At 50.8% G+C, this 15,017-nt stretch carries 13 protein-coding genes; 5 read left to right on the forward strand and 8 right to left on the reverse strand.

Annotation, left to right across the window (positions count from 1 at the left end; all coding sequences use genetic code 11):
* Positions 1-120 precede the first annotated feature (120 nt).
* Together nagA and nagB are read right to left on the reverse strand one after the other, a co-directional pair.
* Positions 121-1,266: an N-acetylglucosamine-6-phosphate deacetylase gene (gene nagA / locus H0247_RS09755; RefSeq protein WP_180742521.1), complete on the reverse strand. Its 1,146-nt coding sequence runs from the start codon at positions 1,264-1,266 to the stop codon at positions 121-123.
* 19 nt (positions 1,267-1,285) lie between these two features.
* Complete coding sequence (nagB, locus tag H0247_RS09760) at positions 1,286-2,086, reverse strand: glucosamine-6-phosphate deaminase (RefSeq protein ID WP_180742356.1); 801 nt, start codon at positions 2,084-2,086, stop codon at positions 1,286-1,288.
* A gap of 349 nt (positions 2,087-2,435) precedes the next feature.
* Between nagB and nagE the strand changes: the two genes are divergently transcribed.
* A complete protein-coding gene (nagE, locus tag H0247_RS09765) occupies positions 2,436-3,932 on the forward strand; it encodes an N-acetylglucosamine-specific PTS transporter subunit IIBC (RefSeq protein ID WP_180742357.1) in 1,497 nt (498 codons plus the stop codon).
* Between the two features lie 156 nt (positions 3,933-4,088).
* Positions 4,089-5,747: a glutamine--tRNA ligase gene (gene glnS / locus H0247_RS09770; protein WP_180742358.1), complete on the forward strand. Its 1,659-nt coding sequence runs from the start codon at positions 4,089-4,091 to the stop codon at positions 5,745-5,747.
* 64 nt (positions 5,748-5,811) lie between these two features.
* Here the strand turns inward: glnS and fur are convergent, their stop codons facing one another.
* Together fur and fldA are read right to left on the reverse strand one after the other, a co-directional pair.
* Complete coding sequence (gene fur / locus H0247_RS09775; RefSeq protein ID WP_015839486.1) at positions 5,812-6,261, reverse strand: ferric iron uptake transcriptional regulator; 450 nt, start codon at positions 6,259-6,261, stop codon at positions 5,812-5,814.
* 331 nt (positions 6,262-6,592) lie between these two features.
* A complete protein-coding gene (gene fldA, locus H0247_RS09780; RefSeq protein ID WP_180742359.1) occupies positions 6,593-7,120 on the reverse strand; it encodes a flavodoxin FldA in 528 nt (175 codons plus the stop codon).
* Positions 7,121-8,006: 886 nt separating this feature from the next.
* Between fldA and H0247_RS09785 the strand changes: the two genes are divergently transcribed.
* Positions 8,007-9,674 carry a methyl-accepting chemotaxis protein gene (locus H0247_RS09785; protein ID WP_180742360.1) on the forward strand — a complete coding sequence of 556 codons (1,668 nt, stop codon included), beginning with the start codon at positions 8,007-8,009 and terminating at the stop codon, positions 9,672-9,674.
* Between the two features lie 99 nt (positions 9,675-9,773).
* On the opposite strand, the gene ybfE is transcribed toward H0247_RS09785, so the two are convergent.
* Both ybfE and ybfF read right to left on the reverse strand, forming a co-directional pair.
* Complete coding sequence (gene ybfE, locus H0247_RS09790) at positions 9,774-10,055, reverse strand: LexA regulated protein (protein ID WP_180742361.1); 282 nt, start codon at positions 10,053-10,055, stop codon at positions 9,774-9,776.
* 291 nt (positions 10,056-10,346) lie between these two features.
* Positions 10,347-11,114, reverse strand: coding sequence for an esterase (gene ybfF / locus H0247_RS09795; protein ID WP_255433925.1), 768 nt, complete (start codon positions 11,112-11,114; stop codon positions 10,347-10,349).
* A 260-nt stretch (positions 11,115-11,374) separates the two neighbouring features.
* Here ybfF and seqA point away from each other — a divergent pair, with 260 nt between their 5' ends.
* Positions 11,375-11,917 (forward strand): replication initiation negative regulator SeqA, encoded by a 543-nt coding sequence (gene seqA, locus H0247_RS09800; RefSeq protein ID WP_180742363.1) that lies wholly within the window; start codon positions 11,375-11,377, stop codon positions 11,915-11,917.
* A gap of 60 nt (positions 11,918-11,977) precedes the next feature.
* A complete protein-coding gene (gene pgm, locus H0247_RS09805) occupies positions 11,978-13,621 on the forward strand; it encodes a phosphoglucomutase (alpha-D-glucose-1,6-bisphosphate-dependent) (protein WP_180742364.1) in 1,644 nt (547 codons plus the stop codon).
* Between the two features lie 202 nt (positions 13,622-13,823).
* Here pgm and H0247_RS09810 read toward each other — a convergent pair whose 3' ends face one another.
* A complete protein-coding gene (locus tag H0247_RS09810; protein WP_039535892.1) occupies positions 13,824-14,252 on the reverse strand; it encodes an EamA family transporter in 429 nt (142 codons plus the stop codon).
* Positions 14,253-14,334: 82 nt separating this feature from the next.
* Positions 14,335-15,015 (reverse strand): two-component system response regulator KdpE, encoded by a 681-nt coding sequence (gene kdpE / locus H0247_RS09815; protein WP_180742365.1) that lies wholly within the window; start codon positions 15,013-15,015, stop codon positions 14,335-14,337.
* Positions 15,016-15,017: the final 2 nt, after the last annotated feature.

The raw sequence follows: 15,017 nt of genomic DNA on the forward strand, positions 1-15,017 counted from the left end.
AAAGTTACTCGCTTCTTTAGGTATAAACGCAGATATCAATGCGTCGTCTTCGTCCACATGGGGTAAACCTTGCTCGGTTTACTCCATGGATTTCCGCTTTACCCCAAGATGTTTTTCACTTTATCCCCAAACCGGGTTGCCGTTAACAAACGTCTTGAGAATGTGATAGTCACGGTCAAAAGCGGTCAGGTTGGCCACTTTACCGTTTTCAATACTGCCTAACTGTTTATCCACGCCGATGGCGCGCGCGGGGTAGAGCGTTGCCATCCGAATCGCTTCATCCAGCGCGATGCCCGCATGTTCGACGCTATTACGTACTGCTTCAATCATGGTCAGTGCCGAACCGCTCAGGGTGCCGTGTTCATCGACACAAATACCATCACGGTAGTATATGGTTTTACCAGCAAAAATGAATTGGTCAATATCCGCGCCGGCCGGTGCCGTCGCGTCAGTAACCAGCACCAGCTTATCGCCTTTGATGCGTTTACTGTTGCGAATATTGGCCCAGTCAACGTGTCGTCCATCCGCGATAATACCGCAATAGACTTCCGGGGCGTCGTAAATCGCGCCGACCAATCCGGGTTCGCGGCCGGTCAGATACGGCATGGCGTTGAACAGGTGGGTAGCGAAACGAATACCAGCGGCAAAGCCCAGCTTCGCCTGCTCCCAGGTGGCGTTGGAATGCCCAGCGGACACGATAATGCCCGCCGCTGTGAGCTGGCGGATAACCGACGGTTCGACTTCTTCCGGTGCCAGCGTGATTTTCGTAATGGCATCCGCATTGGCGCACAGGAAGTCGACGAGTTCCTGCGTTGGTTTGCGAATAAAGGCAGGGTCATGCGTGCCTTTCTTGAGTACATTTAGCCACGGACCTTCGAGATGCAGCCCAAGCGCCTGATGCTGATTCTGCGCCAGCCAGTCTCTCATTACGCTGATGCTGTGCTTCATAAAGGCATCGCTGGAGGTAATCAGCGTAGGTAAAAAACTGGTACAGCCTGAACGCTCGTTCGCCTGCTGCATGATCTCCAGCGTCTTGACGGAGATCGTGTCCAGCGAGTCGTTGAACTGCACGCCGCCGCAGCCGTTCAACTGGAGATCGATAAACCCCGGAGCGAGGAACGCACTGCTCAGGTTGTGTTGTTCAATGCCGACAGGGAGCTCGGCAAGTGGGCAGACTCGCTCGATCAGCCCATCTGCAATCACCACGGCGTGATTATCCAGAATCTGATGGCCGGTGAAAATCCGGCAGTGGGTTAACGCGTACATCATCGACTCCCGCGATCGGTTAGAGGTTTTTCATGCTTTCCGTTTCTAACTCACGGAAATATTTAACAGTTTTTACCTTCAGTTCCATTGTTGAAGGCTCGTCACAGACCATGATGGCTTTAGCGTGAAGTTGTAGACAGCTGATGGTCCACATATGGTTGACGTTGCCTTCTACCGCAGCCTGAAGCGCCAGTGCTTTGTTGCGCCCAGTCACCAGAATCATCACTTCTTCGGCATCCAGCAACGTACCGACGCCCACGGTCAGGGCAAATTTAGGCACCAGACTGACGTCCCCGCCGAAGAAACGGGAATTCGCGATACGGGTTTCTTCCGTCAATGTTTTGATGCGGGTGCGGGAAGCCAGAGAGGACGCGGGCTCATTGAAGGCGATATGTCCATCATTACCCACGCCGCCCATGAAAAGATGAATTTTTCCGTAGGACTTTATTTTCTCTTCATAACGGCGACATTCTGCTGTGGTGTCTTCTGCGTTGCCGTTCAACAGATTAATGTTTTCACGGGGAATATCAACGTGATTGAAGAAATTCTGATGCATGAAGGTATGATAGCTTTCTGGATGGTCGGTCGGCAGGCCGACATATTCATCCATATTGAAGGTGACAACGTGTTTGAAGCTCACCAGACCGGCTTTGTGCATGGCGACCAGCGATTTGTAGGCCTCCAGCGGTGAGCTGCCCGTCGGCAATCCCAGAATGAAAGGGCGCTCTGCGCTGGGCTTGAAAGCGTTAATCTTCTCAACGATGTGGCGGGCGGCCCATTTTCCGACGTCGGCGGCGGTGGTTAAAGGTATGAGTCTCATCAGCGCTCTCCTGATTTTTAAGTGGAATAAATTGCGTCAATCGCGCCAGCTGCGTTTTGTCTATGCATTAAAATTAGTCTACTCCGTTTTTTTTAATCTTGAAATAAGTTGGGGTTTTATTCAGGTATAAACTTTTTGTATGCAGTTTTTTGGTGATTTTTATCACATAATTACGGGGTTTAATTTGTGTAGCGAATTATTTTTTTTACACTCCCCCTAAGAACCACCGCTGCCATGTTTTCTCGACAATGACGTTTTCGACAGCGACGTTCTTCGGCAGTGAAATTTATTGGCAGGTTTGTTTGCCCCACAACATTTCATTTACCTCACAAAGGTAAGAGAGGGAAAAGTGATTACTCTGAGCTATTTACAAAAAGTCGGCCGGGCATTGATGGTGCCTGTCGCGACGCTGCCTGCTGCCGCCATCCTGATGGGGATAGGTTACTGGATTGATCCGGTTGGCTGGGGAAGCGAGAACGCGTTGGCGGCACTTCTCATCAAATCGGGTGAGGCGATTATCGGGCATATGGCGGTGCTGTTTGCTGTCGGTGTCGCGTACGGCATGTCAAAAGATAAAGATGGTGCGGCAGCATTGACCGGTTTTGTCGGCTATCTGGTGCTGACCACGTTGTGTTCACCGGCTGTTGTTGCCATGATCCAACGGATCCCTGTTGAACAGGTGCCCGCTGCGTTTGGCAAGATTGAAAACCAGTTCATCGGGATTCTGGTTGGTGTGATGTCGGCCGAACTGTATAACCGCTTCAGCCAGGTTGAACTGCCTAAGGCGCTGTCGTTCTTCAGCGGACGCCGTTTGGTCCCGATTCTGGTTTCTTTCCTGATGATTCTGGTGGCGTTCATTTTAATGTACGTTTGGCCGGTGATTTACAATGCGCTGGTGTCATTCGGTGAACATATTCAACAGATGGGATCGATTGGTGCCGGGGTTTATGCCTTCTTTAACCGCTTGCTGATTCCTGTTGGGCTGCACCACGCGCTGAACTCCGTGTTCTGGTTCGATGTTGCGGGCATCAACGATATTCCTAACTTCCTGGCTGGCCAGCAATCTATTGATTCAGGCAAAGCCGTGGTGGGGATCACCGGACGTTATCAGGCGGGCTTCTTCCCGATTATGATGTTCGGCCTGCCCGGAGCGGCACTGGCGATTTATCACTGTGCCCGCCCTGAGAACAAAAGCAAAGTGGCCGGAATTATGCTGGCGGCGGCATTTGCCTCCTTCTTCACAGGGATCACCGAGCCGCTGGAGTTTTCCTTCATGTTTGTGGCGCCGGTGCTGTATTTCCTGCATGCGCTGCTGACCGGTTTTTCTGTGTTTATCGCTGCCAGTATGCATTGGATTGCCGGCTTTGGCTTCAGTGCGGGTCTGGTGGACATGGTGCTGTCCTCGCGTAACCCGCTGGCCACCCAGTGGTACATGCTGCTTGTTCAGGGACTGGCATTCTTTGTCATTTACTATGTGGTGTTCCGCTTTACCATCACGCGCTTCAACCTGTTAACGCCGGGGCGTGAGCTGGCCGTGAGCGGTAGCGAAGCTGATGGATATGATGTGAGTACCGAGTCTGCGGATGAGAAATCAGGTGATGCAACGTCACTGGCGCGGGGTTACTTGCAGGCACTGGGTGGGAAAGACAATCTGCTCGGTATTGATGCCTGTATCACGCGTCTGCGTTTGAACGTGGCGGATTCTTCTCTAGTTGACGATGCACAGGCGAAGCGTCTTGGTGCGGCGGGCGTTATTCGGCTGAATAAGCAAAGCGTACAGATTGTTGTGGGTACGCAGGCTGAATCGATAGCGAGCGCACTGAAAGCGGAGCAGAGTAAGGCGTAACATAACGGCGCTATGCTGATGAAATTGATAGGGCGAGATAGTAATCTCGCCTTTTTTTTTCGTTATGAATAATTAAATGAAACTAACGGTTGTTTCCCAGCGTAGCTTGTTGGATCATTGTTGGTTATACGTCGTTTTAGCATTGAGGAATGAAGAATGAGTGAGGCTGAAGCCCGCCCAACCAACTTTATCCGTCAGATTATCGATGAAGATCTGGCGTCCGGTAAGCATGACCATATTCAGACGCGTTTCCCGCCGGAGCCGAATGGCTATCTGCATATTGGGCATGCCAAGTCTATTTGCCTGAATTTTGGTATCGCGCGTGACTATCAGGGGCAATGCAACCTGCGTTTTGACGACACCAACCCGGTAAAAGAAGATATCGAGTACGTTGAGTCGATCAAACGTGACGTCGAGTGGTTGGGCTTTTCATGGAGCGGCGACGTTCGCTATTCTTCTGATTATTTCGATCAACTGCATGCGTATGCGGTTGAGCTGATCGGTAAAGGGCTGGCTTACGTTGATGAACTGACGCCCGAGCAGATCCGTGAATACCGTGGTACGTTGACGGCACCGGGCAAGAACAGCCCTTACCGCGACCGTACCGTGCAAGAAAACCTGACGCTATTTGAAAAAATGCGCAACGGCGGGTTTGCGGAAGGTACGGCCTGCCTGCGTGCAAAAATCGATATGGCATCGTCCTTTATCGTGATGCGCGATCCAGTGTTGTATCGTATTAAATTTGCCGACCACCACCAGACGGGCAATAAGTGGTGCATCTACCCGATGTATGACTTCACCCACTGCATCTCCGATGCGCTGGAAGGGATCACGCATTCACTGTGTACGCTGGAATTCCAGGATAACCGCCGCCTGTACGACTGGGTGTTGGACAACATTACGATTCCTTGCCATCCACGTCAGTACGAATTCTCTCGCCTCAACCTCGAATACGCGATTATGTCCAAGCGTAAGCTGAATCAGTTGGTGGTGGAAAATGTCGTTGAAGGATGGGACGATCCGCGTATGCCGACCATTTCTGGCCTGCGCCGTCGTGGTTATAGCGCAGCTTCTATCCGTGAATTTTGCGTGCGCATCGGCGTGACGAAACAGGATAACAACGTGGAAATGGCTGCGCTTGAATCCTGTATCCGCGACGATCTGAATGAGAACGCCCCGCGTGCGATGGCGGTGCTGGATCCGGTCAAAGTCGTGATTGAGAATCTGCCAGTTGAGCACGAAGAATTTGTCGCGATGCCAAACCATCCGAACAAGCCGGAAATGGGATCACGTCAGGTCGCATTTAGCCGTGAGGTTTATATCGATCGCGCAGATTTCCGCGAAGAAGCCAACAAACAGTACAAGCGTCTGGTGTTGGGTAAAGAGGTTCGTCTGCGTAATGCCTATGTGATCAAAGCCGATCGCATTGAGAAAGACGAGCAGGGCACAATCACCACGATTTACTGTAGCTATGATGCAGAAACACTGAGCAAAGATCCGGCTGATGGCCGTAAAGTGAAAGGCGTGATTCACTGGGTTTCTGCGGCACACGCCGTACCCGCAGAATTCCGTTTGTACGATCGTCTGTTCAGTGTGGCAAACCCTGGCGCGGCAGAGGACTTCCTGTCGACGATTAACCCAGACTCACTGAAGATTACGCAAGGTTTTGTCGAAGCGAGCCTGGCGCAAGCAGAAGCAGAGAAAGCGTATCAGTTTGAGCGTGAAGGTTACTTCTGCGCCGATCGTGTTTACTCCAGTGCAGAGCATCTGGTGTTTAACCGTACGGTTGGGCTGCGCGATACCTGGGTAGGCTAAGGCAGACTGGAAAGAAGACAAAAATAAAACCGCCTCGGCGGTTTTATTTTTTTATGCGGTCGATTTATCGTGTGGAATCGTGCAGGGTTTCATCCTCGCGGCAATCCCCTTCACTGCAATGCCCGTAGAGATACAAACTGTGGTTGGTCAGTTTAATGCCGTGTCTTTCTGCGATCTCGCGTTGGCGTGCTTCGATAGACTCATCGCGAAATTCAATGACTTTGCCACAGTCTAGGCAAATTAAGTGATCGTGATGATGCTGCTGCGTCAGCTCAAAGACGGATTTCCCACCTTCGAAGTTATGACGGGTTACGATGCCCGCATCATCAAACTGGTTGAGTACGCGATAGACGGTAGCAAGACCAATCTCTTCGCCCATATCAATCAGTCTCTTATATAAATCTTCCGCACTGACGTGGTGACAGACAGGATCCTGTAACACTTCCAGAATTTTCAATCTTGGAAGAGTGACTTTCAGGCCGGCCTTCTTTAATGCGGTATTGTTGTCAGTCATGCGGGTTTAGTCCTGTTGCTTACTTATCAATGGAGGCTGCCTAGCCTATGACATCGGTCGGCGCAAAAAAATGTAATAGCGTCCCAATTATAGAACCGCACATACAAAATGAAAACAAGGGAATGTTAACAATATTGTCCCCATTCACACTACGGGCATACAACGCAATCCGTTGTTGGTGAATGGAGGAAATGGTGAAGCACGTATAAAACCGATGGGATTATTGTACAGGTTTACGGATAGAAGTTAAAAAAATGTGTCAATTATTATGAAAGGTTTTGCCTATCAATGTTGTTTTGGCTCTGATAGGGACTATCAGAGCCAACTTGGCTTAGCCAACCAGCTCTTTCAGGCTCAGTTCATCGCTGATCTGTTTGACCCACGCGGTGACGCGCTCGCTGGTCAGTTCAGGCTGACGGTCTTCATCAATAGCCAGACCGATGAAGTGATTGTCGTCGGCGAGCCCTTTAGAGGCTTCAAAGTAATAGCCCTCAGTTGACCAGTGGCCGACAATCGTCGCGCCGCGAGGCTCAATAATGTCACGAATGGTGCCCATGGCATCGCAGAAGTATTCCGCATAGTCTTCCTGATCGCCGCAGCCAAACAGGGCAACCAGTTTTCCCGTGAAATCAATTTCTTCCAGCGAAGGGAAAAAGTCATCCCAATCGCACTGAGCTTCACCGTAATACCAGGTGGGAATACCCAGCAGCAGGATATCGAAACTTTCGAGGTCTTCTTTGCTGCTTTTGGCGATGTCATGAACATCAGCAACGTTAGTACCTAACTGTTGTTGGATCGTTTTGGCGATGTTTTCAGTGTTACCAGTATCACTGCCAAAGAATATTCCGATGAGTGCCATGAATTGAATAACCTCTTGATTCCTAATGGTATGGTGTAATGTTTCACCCACTTATCTGTTAATAATAACAGACACTCACATCAGGAGAAACTCGTATCGGTAAGGAGGCGTAAATCAAAGGCGTATGAAATGTAGAGGGGAGTAAAAGAAACGAAACGCATCTCTGTCGGCGCTAAATTCCCCATAATGAATGGGGATTATGGTATCGTCTGGGACTAAACGCTCATCTCCTTAATATCTTTCTGGGTATTTATTTGTAACAGCGTTTCATTTTTTATGAATGTTCTTTTTGTTTTTATAATTGATTCCGATTGTAATTAAAAGCTGGCTTCTTTTTGTAAGAAATAAAAGTCACCTCACTGTACGTTACTCTTCGTGAGAATTAAAATGCATACAAAAGATAATATTTTAATCAAATTGATAGTCTGTAATTTTCTCGAGAATATTTCCAATGAATAGGAATAAGAATTATAATCATTTACTATCGGGCGGTGGGAATACAGAATAAAAATATTTATCCTTTTGATGTTGAAGAATAAAGTGAAAATTCAGCGTAAATTGCCTTGCCTATTGACCGCATGCCGATGCCAACGCACGTGAGGCGTGGTGGTAGCGAGCTTTATGGTAACTCTCTGATTAAAAAACTTATATCTATAAAAATAAAGGCATCCATTATCAATATAAAATATTATATTGATAAATATAGCGAGAACGCTAAATATTCTCTGTGTTTAGCCGATGAGTTAGCGTGGTTTTTGAGTTTTCAACTCGGTGAAATGTGAACGCTAGGGAGAAGTGACCTGTTTCATGGTGTGAATTTTCTGATTCATATCGGTTGATTAGCGATAAAAATCTTTTTAACCATTTTCCTGATTTGGAGTGAGCTATGAGACTTATAAAAAATATTGCCATCAGAACCGCTATGCTATGGGTGCTGGGCATTTTTTGTGTCCTTTGGGGTGGTGTATCGATATATACCATGTTCTCTTTTAAAGAGATGACGACGACCTCGAAAACCAGCACCTTGCTGGTTCAGAATATGAATTTTATCAACCAGGGCAACGATCAATACTTCCGTATGGTAACTCGTCTGGCGCGTGCCGTTGACGCTCGCCGCAGCGGTGATAATGCCACTGCAGATAAAGAGCAGGCTTCTGCACTTGTCGCGCTGGATAAACTGAAGTCTGATTTGGTGGCGTTTAATGCTATCGATCATGCGGGTCTGGATGCGGCGCTGGTACAGGCAGTCAGTCGTGACTGGAACAATCTGGTTACTCAGGGGGTTGAGCCGCTTTACCAAAAGGCTGTTGCCAACGCACTGGATGATTACCAAAATCAGGCCAAGAACGTTGTGCCGCCATTGAGTCGCCAATTTGGTGCATCTTTATCCGCATTCAGTAACGCCAGCGCAGAGAAATTCGATGCGGCGGGCGTTCGTTTTGAACAAATCACTACGATTGGACAGAACATCTTGCTGAGCGGATTGGTTATCGGTCTGATCATGCTGTTCCTGACTGACCGTTATTTGGTGGTGTGTTTGGTTCGTCCGTTAAATGATCTTCGCTATCACTTTAGCGTGATTGCTTCCGGCCATCTGGGCAAGCCAATTCTGGACTTCGGCAATAACTGTGTCGGTCGTCTGTTCCCACTGCTGCGTGAAATGCAGGGGAGTTTGGCCAGCACGGTTAGCACGATCAGAAATAGCACGGATTCCATCTATCAGGGGGCTTCTGAAATTGCTGCGGGCAACAACGATCTGTCTTCACGTACTGAAGAGCAAGCTTCCGCGCTGGAAGAAACCGCGGCAAGCATGGAGCAACTGACGGCGACGGTGAAACAGAACGCTGAAAACGCCAACCACGCTAGCCAACTGGCGTTGCAAGCTTCGACAACGGCGAAGAAGGGCGGCGAGATCGTTGAGAGCGTGGTGAAAACCATGGCGGAAATCTCTGGCAGTTCGAGAAAAATTGCAGAAATCACCACTGTGATTAACGGCATCGCTTTCCAGACCAACATTCTGGCGTTGAACGCGGCAGTAGAAGCCGCGCGTGCGGGTGAACAAGGGCGTGGATTCGCGGTGGTGGCCGGAGAAGTACGTAGTCTGGCACAGCGCAGTGCGCAGGCAGCGAAAGAGATCGAAGGGCTGATTTCTGAGTCTGTTCGCTGTGTCGATACAGGTTCCAACCTGGTTAGCGATGCTGGTGACACCATGCAGGATATCGTTCGTGCGGTGACTAACGTGACGGATATTATGGGTGAGATTGCGTCGGCATCGGAAGAACAAAGCAAAGGGATTGCACAGGTTGGTCAGGCCGTAGCGGAAATGGACAGCGTAACGCAGCAAAACGCCGCGTTGGTTGAACAGGCCTCGTCAGCAGCCTTGTCACTGGAAGAGCAGGCGGCGCTGTTGAACCAAACTGTATCGCTGTTCCAACTGTCTGATACGCAGTCAGGACTGCAAGTGGCGGCAAAACCGGTGCAGAAAACGCCGGCGATTGCCCCGCGTGCAAGCAAAGCGCTACCGCCCAGTAACGACAACTGGGAAAAGTTCTAAGCGTCGTTTTAATCTGAGATAGCGTGTGTAATCTTGGGTGAATGTTCAGGCGGCGTCAGAAATGGCGCCGCACAAGATGTGAATATCGTATTACGTCAATCAGGACTGTTGTTCTGCCAGTTGTGCCAGCAGCATTTCTTCAATCAATTCACTGCGGCTGATATTCCGCGCTTCAGCAAGGCGGTTCAGGATATCAACGGCATCGCTGTTAATCTTTAATTCAACACGACGCAAGCCACGAACTTTATCGCGACGTAGCTGATTACGCTTGTTAATTCTTAGTTGTTCGTCACGCGAGAGCGGGTTGGTCTTGGGGCGGCCCGGACGACGCTCATCTGCGAACAGATCCAGGGTGGTGCGATCCGTTTGTTCTTTTGCCATAAGTAATGATACTGCAAGGTATTCGGACCAAAATACACGGTGCTGCCCGTCTTGTTCTACAGATAAAAGCGATGCCGACTCTCACCCTGCAACAAAGGTCGCCAGGATGCGGTTTGTTATCTGTGAAACATGTCGGGAAGTGATGCGTGCATTTTGATGAAGTGGTTACAATGCTTGTGGCTTAATCAGCCGTCCCTCTACTGCAAGTGCCATCATACCCTAGCCGCACTGGCGGCGACAACGGTTAACTATCGCCGTTATCATGAATCCGCCAGTGTCCGTGTCGTCTGGTTAATTCGCGTCCAGAAAACGGTGGATAGCGCGCAAAACCGCATCGGGCTTTTCTGAGTGAACCCAGTGGCCTGCTCCGCTGACCACATGTGCACGCGCTGCCGGGAATTGACGCAATAACGAATCGCGATAGCGATCGTCCAGATAAGGGGAATCGCCGCCGCGAATGAACAGGATTGGCCCTTGCCAGGCCGGAATCTCTTGCCAGCCAACGATGTTTTCGTACTCATCCCACAACACCGGTACGTTAAAACGCCACTCTCCTTGTTGGAAGGATTTCAGCAAAAACTGAATCACGCCTTCTTCCTTTATATGCTGACGCATTAATACGGTGGCTTCCGTGCGTGAAGTCAGACCCGCTTCCGTTACGGCACGCAGCGCGGCAAAAATGGTGTCGTGGCGGCGCACCTGATAATCCACCGGGGCGATATCAATGGCGACTAGCTTGTCCAAACGTTCGGGAATGAGCGCGCTGAGCGCCATGGCGACTTTTCCGCCCATTGAATGCCCAATAACGATGGCACGTTCGATGTTCAGTTCATCCAGTAATGCCAGCACATCCTGCGCCATCGCGGGGTAATTCATCTGCGGCGAACGCGGCGACAAACCATGATTGCGTAAATCGATTTGCAGGATGTCGTGAGTGTTTTGCAAATCCCGACCTAATACGCCAAGGTTATCCAGCGTGCCAAACAGGCCATGAATCAGGACGATAGGGAGTTTATCTGTGGGCTGGTGCGCATAAAGCCTACGATGATTCAATTTCATGGTGAAGTTCATTCAGGGAAACATGGGCTTAGGGTATCATGACTTTAGAATGAATGTTGTCACTGAAGGGGCAGCAAGGAATGAAAGACATTGGGGCATCGTCTGACTTTTGATATTGTCCCATTATGCCGCTGTTCGATAATGTTTGAACGCCTGTATAATCCTTTTGATTTGAGTCATCTACCCATCGATGTCGGGTTACAGAAGGGAAACGTCTCTGTAATTTGCACAATTATGGGTAAAAACAGCACTGGATAAAGATGAAAACTATTGAAGTCGACGAAGAGCTTTATCGTTATATTGCCAGCCATACACAGCATATCGGTGAGAGCGCATCGGATATTTTACGGCGCATGCTGAAATTTACTGCTGGGCAGCAGCCTGTGACTACGCCTGCGGTAGAGGCGGGTGCAACAACGGCGGCGTCTCAGCCTGCCGCTGCATCGAGCCCGCGCGATCGGGTACGAACCCTGCGTGAGCTGCTGTTGTCAGATGAATACGCTGAACAGAATAAGGCCATCAATCGCTTTATGTTGGTTCTGTCCACGCTGTATACCTTATCGCCGCAGGAGTTTGCTGCTGCGACAGAATCGCTTCATGGCCGCACGCGGGTCTATTTTGCGGGTGACCAACAAACCTTGCTTCAGCATGGCACACACACAAAGCCCAAACATATTCCGGGTACGCCATACTGGGTGATTACCAACACGAATACCGGTCGTAAACGCAGCATGATTGAGCACATCATGCTGATGATGCAGTTCCCAACGGAACTGACAGAGAAAGTGTGCGGAACCATCTAATTATTTATCTATAAACTATATCAACCACTTATCTAACTACAGCGTTAGGGAGAAGCGCCAATGGCTAATCACCCAAGGGCCGGACAGCCTGCCCGGCAGAGCGATTTGATTAATGTGGCACAGTTAACGTCACAATATTATGTGCTGCGCCCGGAAGTCGGCAACACAGCGCACGCGGTGAAATTCGGTACATCTGGCCATCGCGGTAGCGCGGGGCGTCATAGCTTTAATGAACCGCACATTCTGGCGATTGCACAGGCGATTGCAGAAGAGCGTAAAAAGCAAGGCATCAGCGGCCCGTGCTATGTCGGTAAAGATACTCACGCGCTCTCCGAGCCGGCGTTTATCTCCGTGCTTGAGGTGCTGGCTGCCAACGGCGTGGATGTGATCGTTCAGTTGGATAATGGTTTTACGCCAACGCCTGCGGTGTCTAACGCGATTCTAGTTCACAATCGTCAGGGTGGTGCGCTGGCGGACGGTATTGTGATCACGCCGTCCCACAACCCGCCGGAAGATGGCGGGATCAAATATAATCCGCCGAACGGTGGCCCAGCAGATACCAATCTTACCAGCGTGATTGAGAAGCGTGCTAACGCTCTGCTGGCGGATGAACTGCGTGACGTGAAGCGTATTACGCTGGATCAGGCGTGGAAAAGCGGACATGTCCACGCGCAGGATCTGGTTCAGCCGTATGTAGAAGGGCTGGCTAGCGTGGTGGATATGGCGGCGATTCAACGCGCGGGTCTGAAACTGGGTGTCGATCCACTGGGTGGTTCTGGCATTGCCTACTGGCAGCGTATCGCCGAGCACTACAAGCTGGATTTGACGCTGGTGAACGATGCCGTCGATCAGACATTCCGCTTTATGTCGCTGGATCACGACGGCGTGATTCGTATGGACTGCTCGTCAGAATTCGCCATGGCTGGGCTGCTGGCGCTGCGCGATAAATTCGATTTGGCGTTTGCCAACGATCCTGACTATGACCGCCACGGTATCGTCACGCCTTCTGGGTTGATGAACCCGAACCACTATCTGGCGGTAGCGATCAACTATCTGTTCCAGCATCGTCCACAGTGGGGACAGTCTGTTGCTGTCGGTAAAACGTTGGTATCCAGTGCGATGATCGACCGCGTGGTGGCAGATTTGGGCCGCAAGCTGGTAGAAGTTCCGGTTGGCTTCAAATGGTTCGTTGACGGCCTGTATGACGGCAGCTTTGGCTTCGGCGGTGAAGAGAGTGCGGGGGCGTCTTTCCTGCGCTTTGATGGCACGCCGTGGTCGACGGACAAAGACGGGATCATCCTGTGTCTGCTGGCGGCAGAAATTACGGCCGTGACGGGTAAGAACCCACAGCAGCACTATGATGAGCTGGCACAGCGCTTTGGCGCACCGAGCTACAACCGTATTCAGGCCTCTGCGACACATGCACAGAAAGCGGTGCTGTCTAAGCTGTCGCCTGAGCAAGTATCGGCCAGCACACTGGCAGGCGATCCGATTACTGCACGCCTGACTGCGGCACCAGGTAACGGGGCATCAATTGGCGGCCTGAAAGTGATGACGGAGAACGGCTGGTTTGCTGCGCGTCCTTCCGGCACCGAAGAAGCCTACAAAATCTACTGTGAAAGTTTCCTCGGGGTGGAACACCGCGAGCTAATCGAGAAAGAAGCGGTAGAAATTGTCAGTGCGGTACTCGCAACGGCGAAATAAGTGAAAAGGCGCTGCATGCAGCGCCTAAGACGATTAACAAACCGATTTGCATAACGAGAACGGTGGTAACGGAATAGAAGAGTAAAGCGTTTGCGCCATGGATGGCGCAAGCCGAGCGCACATGGAAGTGTTTACAGCGTCTTTACGATCTATCCGCTACCACCGCTCATCGGACTTTGTCAGCAACTTCCGCAGAACGCCTTTATCCCAATGCGACCAGCAACGCTCCCACGGAAATCAGCGCCACGCCAGCCCCTGCCATCAGCGAAATTTTTTCTCCCAGCAGAATGACGGCCAGCACGACCGCGAAGACCACGCTGAGCTTATCGATCGGCGCGACCTGTGCGACGTTACCGTTCTTCAACGCCACAAAGTAAAATAGCCACGACAGCGCACCGGCAACACCGCTGAGTACAATGAACAACAGTGCTTTCTTATTGGCAATAACCTCACCGACCAGCGCCAGCTTACCCTGTGCGACCACCACGCCCACCAGAAAAAGTGCCATGATGACGGCACGAATTGCGGTCGCCGTATTGGCGTCCAAATTTTGCAGACCGATCTTGCCAAATATCGCAACCATCGCGGCGCATACAGCAGACAGCAAGGCGTAAATTAACCAACTACTCATGACGGCGTATTCCTGAAGAAAAGACAGACACGTAGCGTGGGAACGGTTCTCCACGGACGTTGCCTGATACAGGAAGATGATTTTACGGCATAAAACGATAGCCGATAGCGGTTTCCGTCAAGAGATGGCGCGGTCTTGCCGGATCGCTTTCCAGCTTCTGGCGTAGATGCCCCATATAAATGCGCAGATAGTGGCTATGCTCGACAGCGTTTGGCCCCCACACCTGCGTCAGCAACTGACGTTGCGTCAGCACTTTGCCTGGGTTGGCGAGGAGTGTGGCTAACAGACGAAATTCGATGGGCGTGAGGTGCAGTTCCTGACCGTCGCGATTCACCTGCCGATTGAGTAAATCAACAGTAATATTTCCAAAGCTCACCCGTGGCGTTTCCTGCTGTGTATTGCTATGGCGACGCAGCGCGACGCGCAACCGTGCCAGTAGCTCGCCGATGCCGAACGGCTTGGTCAGATAATCATCGGCACCGGCATCCAGCGCGTCTATTTTATCCTGCTCATCGGTACGGGCAGACAGCACAATCACGGGTAGGCTGCTCCACTGACGTAAATCGCGGATGTAGTCGATACCGTCGCCGTCCGGCAGGCCCAAATCGAGAATAATCAGATCGGGTTTGCGCGTGGCCGCTTCCAGCAAACCGCGCTGCATCGTTTCTGCGTCAAACACGCGACAGCCTTCGCCTTCCAGCGCCTGACGAACAAAACGACGGATCTCTTTTTCATCTTCAACGATCAGAATAGTGGCCTGCAATG

It is taken from the genome of Pectobacterium sp. CFBP8739, from assembly GCF_013449375.1.
Classification (GTDB): domain Bacteria; phylum Pseudomonadota; class Gammaproteobacteria; order Enterobacterales; family Enterobacteriaceae; genus Pectobacterium.

Coding starts and splice junctions, on each gene's coding strand:
- nagA (WP_180742521.1), bottom strand. CDS start 1,266: ATGTACGCGTTAACCCACTGCCGGATTTTCACCGGCCATCAGATTCTG.
- nagB (WP_180742356.1), bottom strand. CDS start 2,086: ATGAGACTCATACCTTTAACCACCGCCGCCGACGTCGGAAAATGGGCC.
- glnS (WP_180742358.1), top strand. CDS start 4,089: ATGAGTGAGGCTGAAGCCCGCCCAACCAACTTTATCCGTCAGATTATC.
- fur (WP_015839486.1), bottom strand. CDS start 6,261: ATGACTGACAACAATACCGCATTAAAGAAGGCCGGCCTGAAAGTCACT.
- fldA (WP_180742359.1), bottom strand. CDS start 7,120: ATGGCACTCATCGGAATATTCTTTGGCAGTGATACTGGTAACACTGAA.
- H0247_RS09785 (WP_180742360.1), top strand. CDS start 8,007: ATGAGACTTATAAAAAATATTGCCATCAGAACCGCTATGCTATGGGTG.
- ybfE (WP_180742361.1), bottom strand. CDS start 10,055: ATGGCAAAAGAACAAACGGATCGCACCACCCTGGATCTGTTCGCAGAT.
- ybfF (WP_255433925.1), bottom strand. CDS start 11,114: ATGAAATTGAATCATCGTAGGCTTTATGCGCACCAGCCCACAGATAAA.
- seqA (WP_180742363.1), top strand. CDS start 11,375: ATGAAAACTATTGAAGTCGACGAAGAGCTTTATCGTTATATTGCCAGC.
- pgm (WP_180742364.1), top strand. CDS start 11,978: ATGGCTAATCACCCAAGGGCCGGACAGCCTGCCCGGCAGAGCGATTTG.
- H0247_RS09810 (WP_039535892.1), bottom strand. CDS start 14,252: ATGAGTAGTTGGTTAATTTACGCCTTGCTGTCTGCTGTATGCGCCGCG.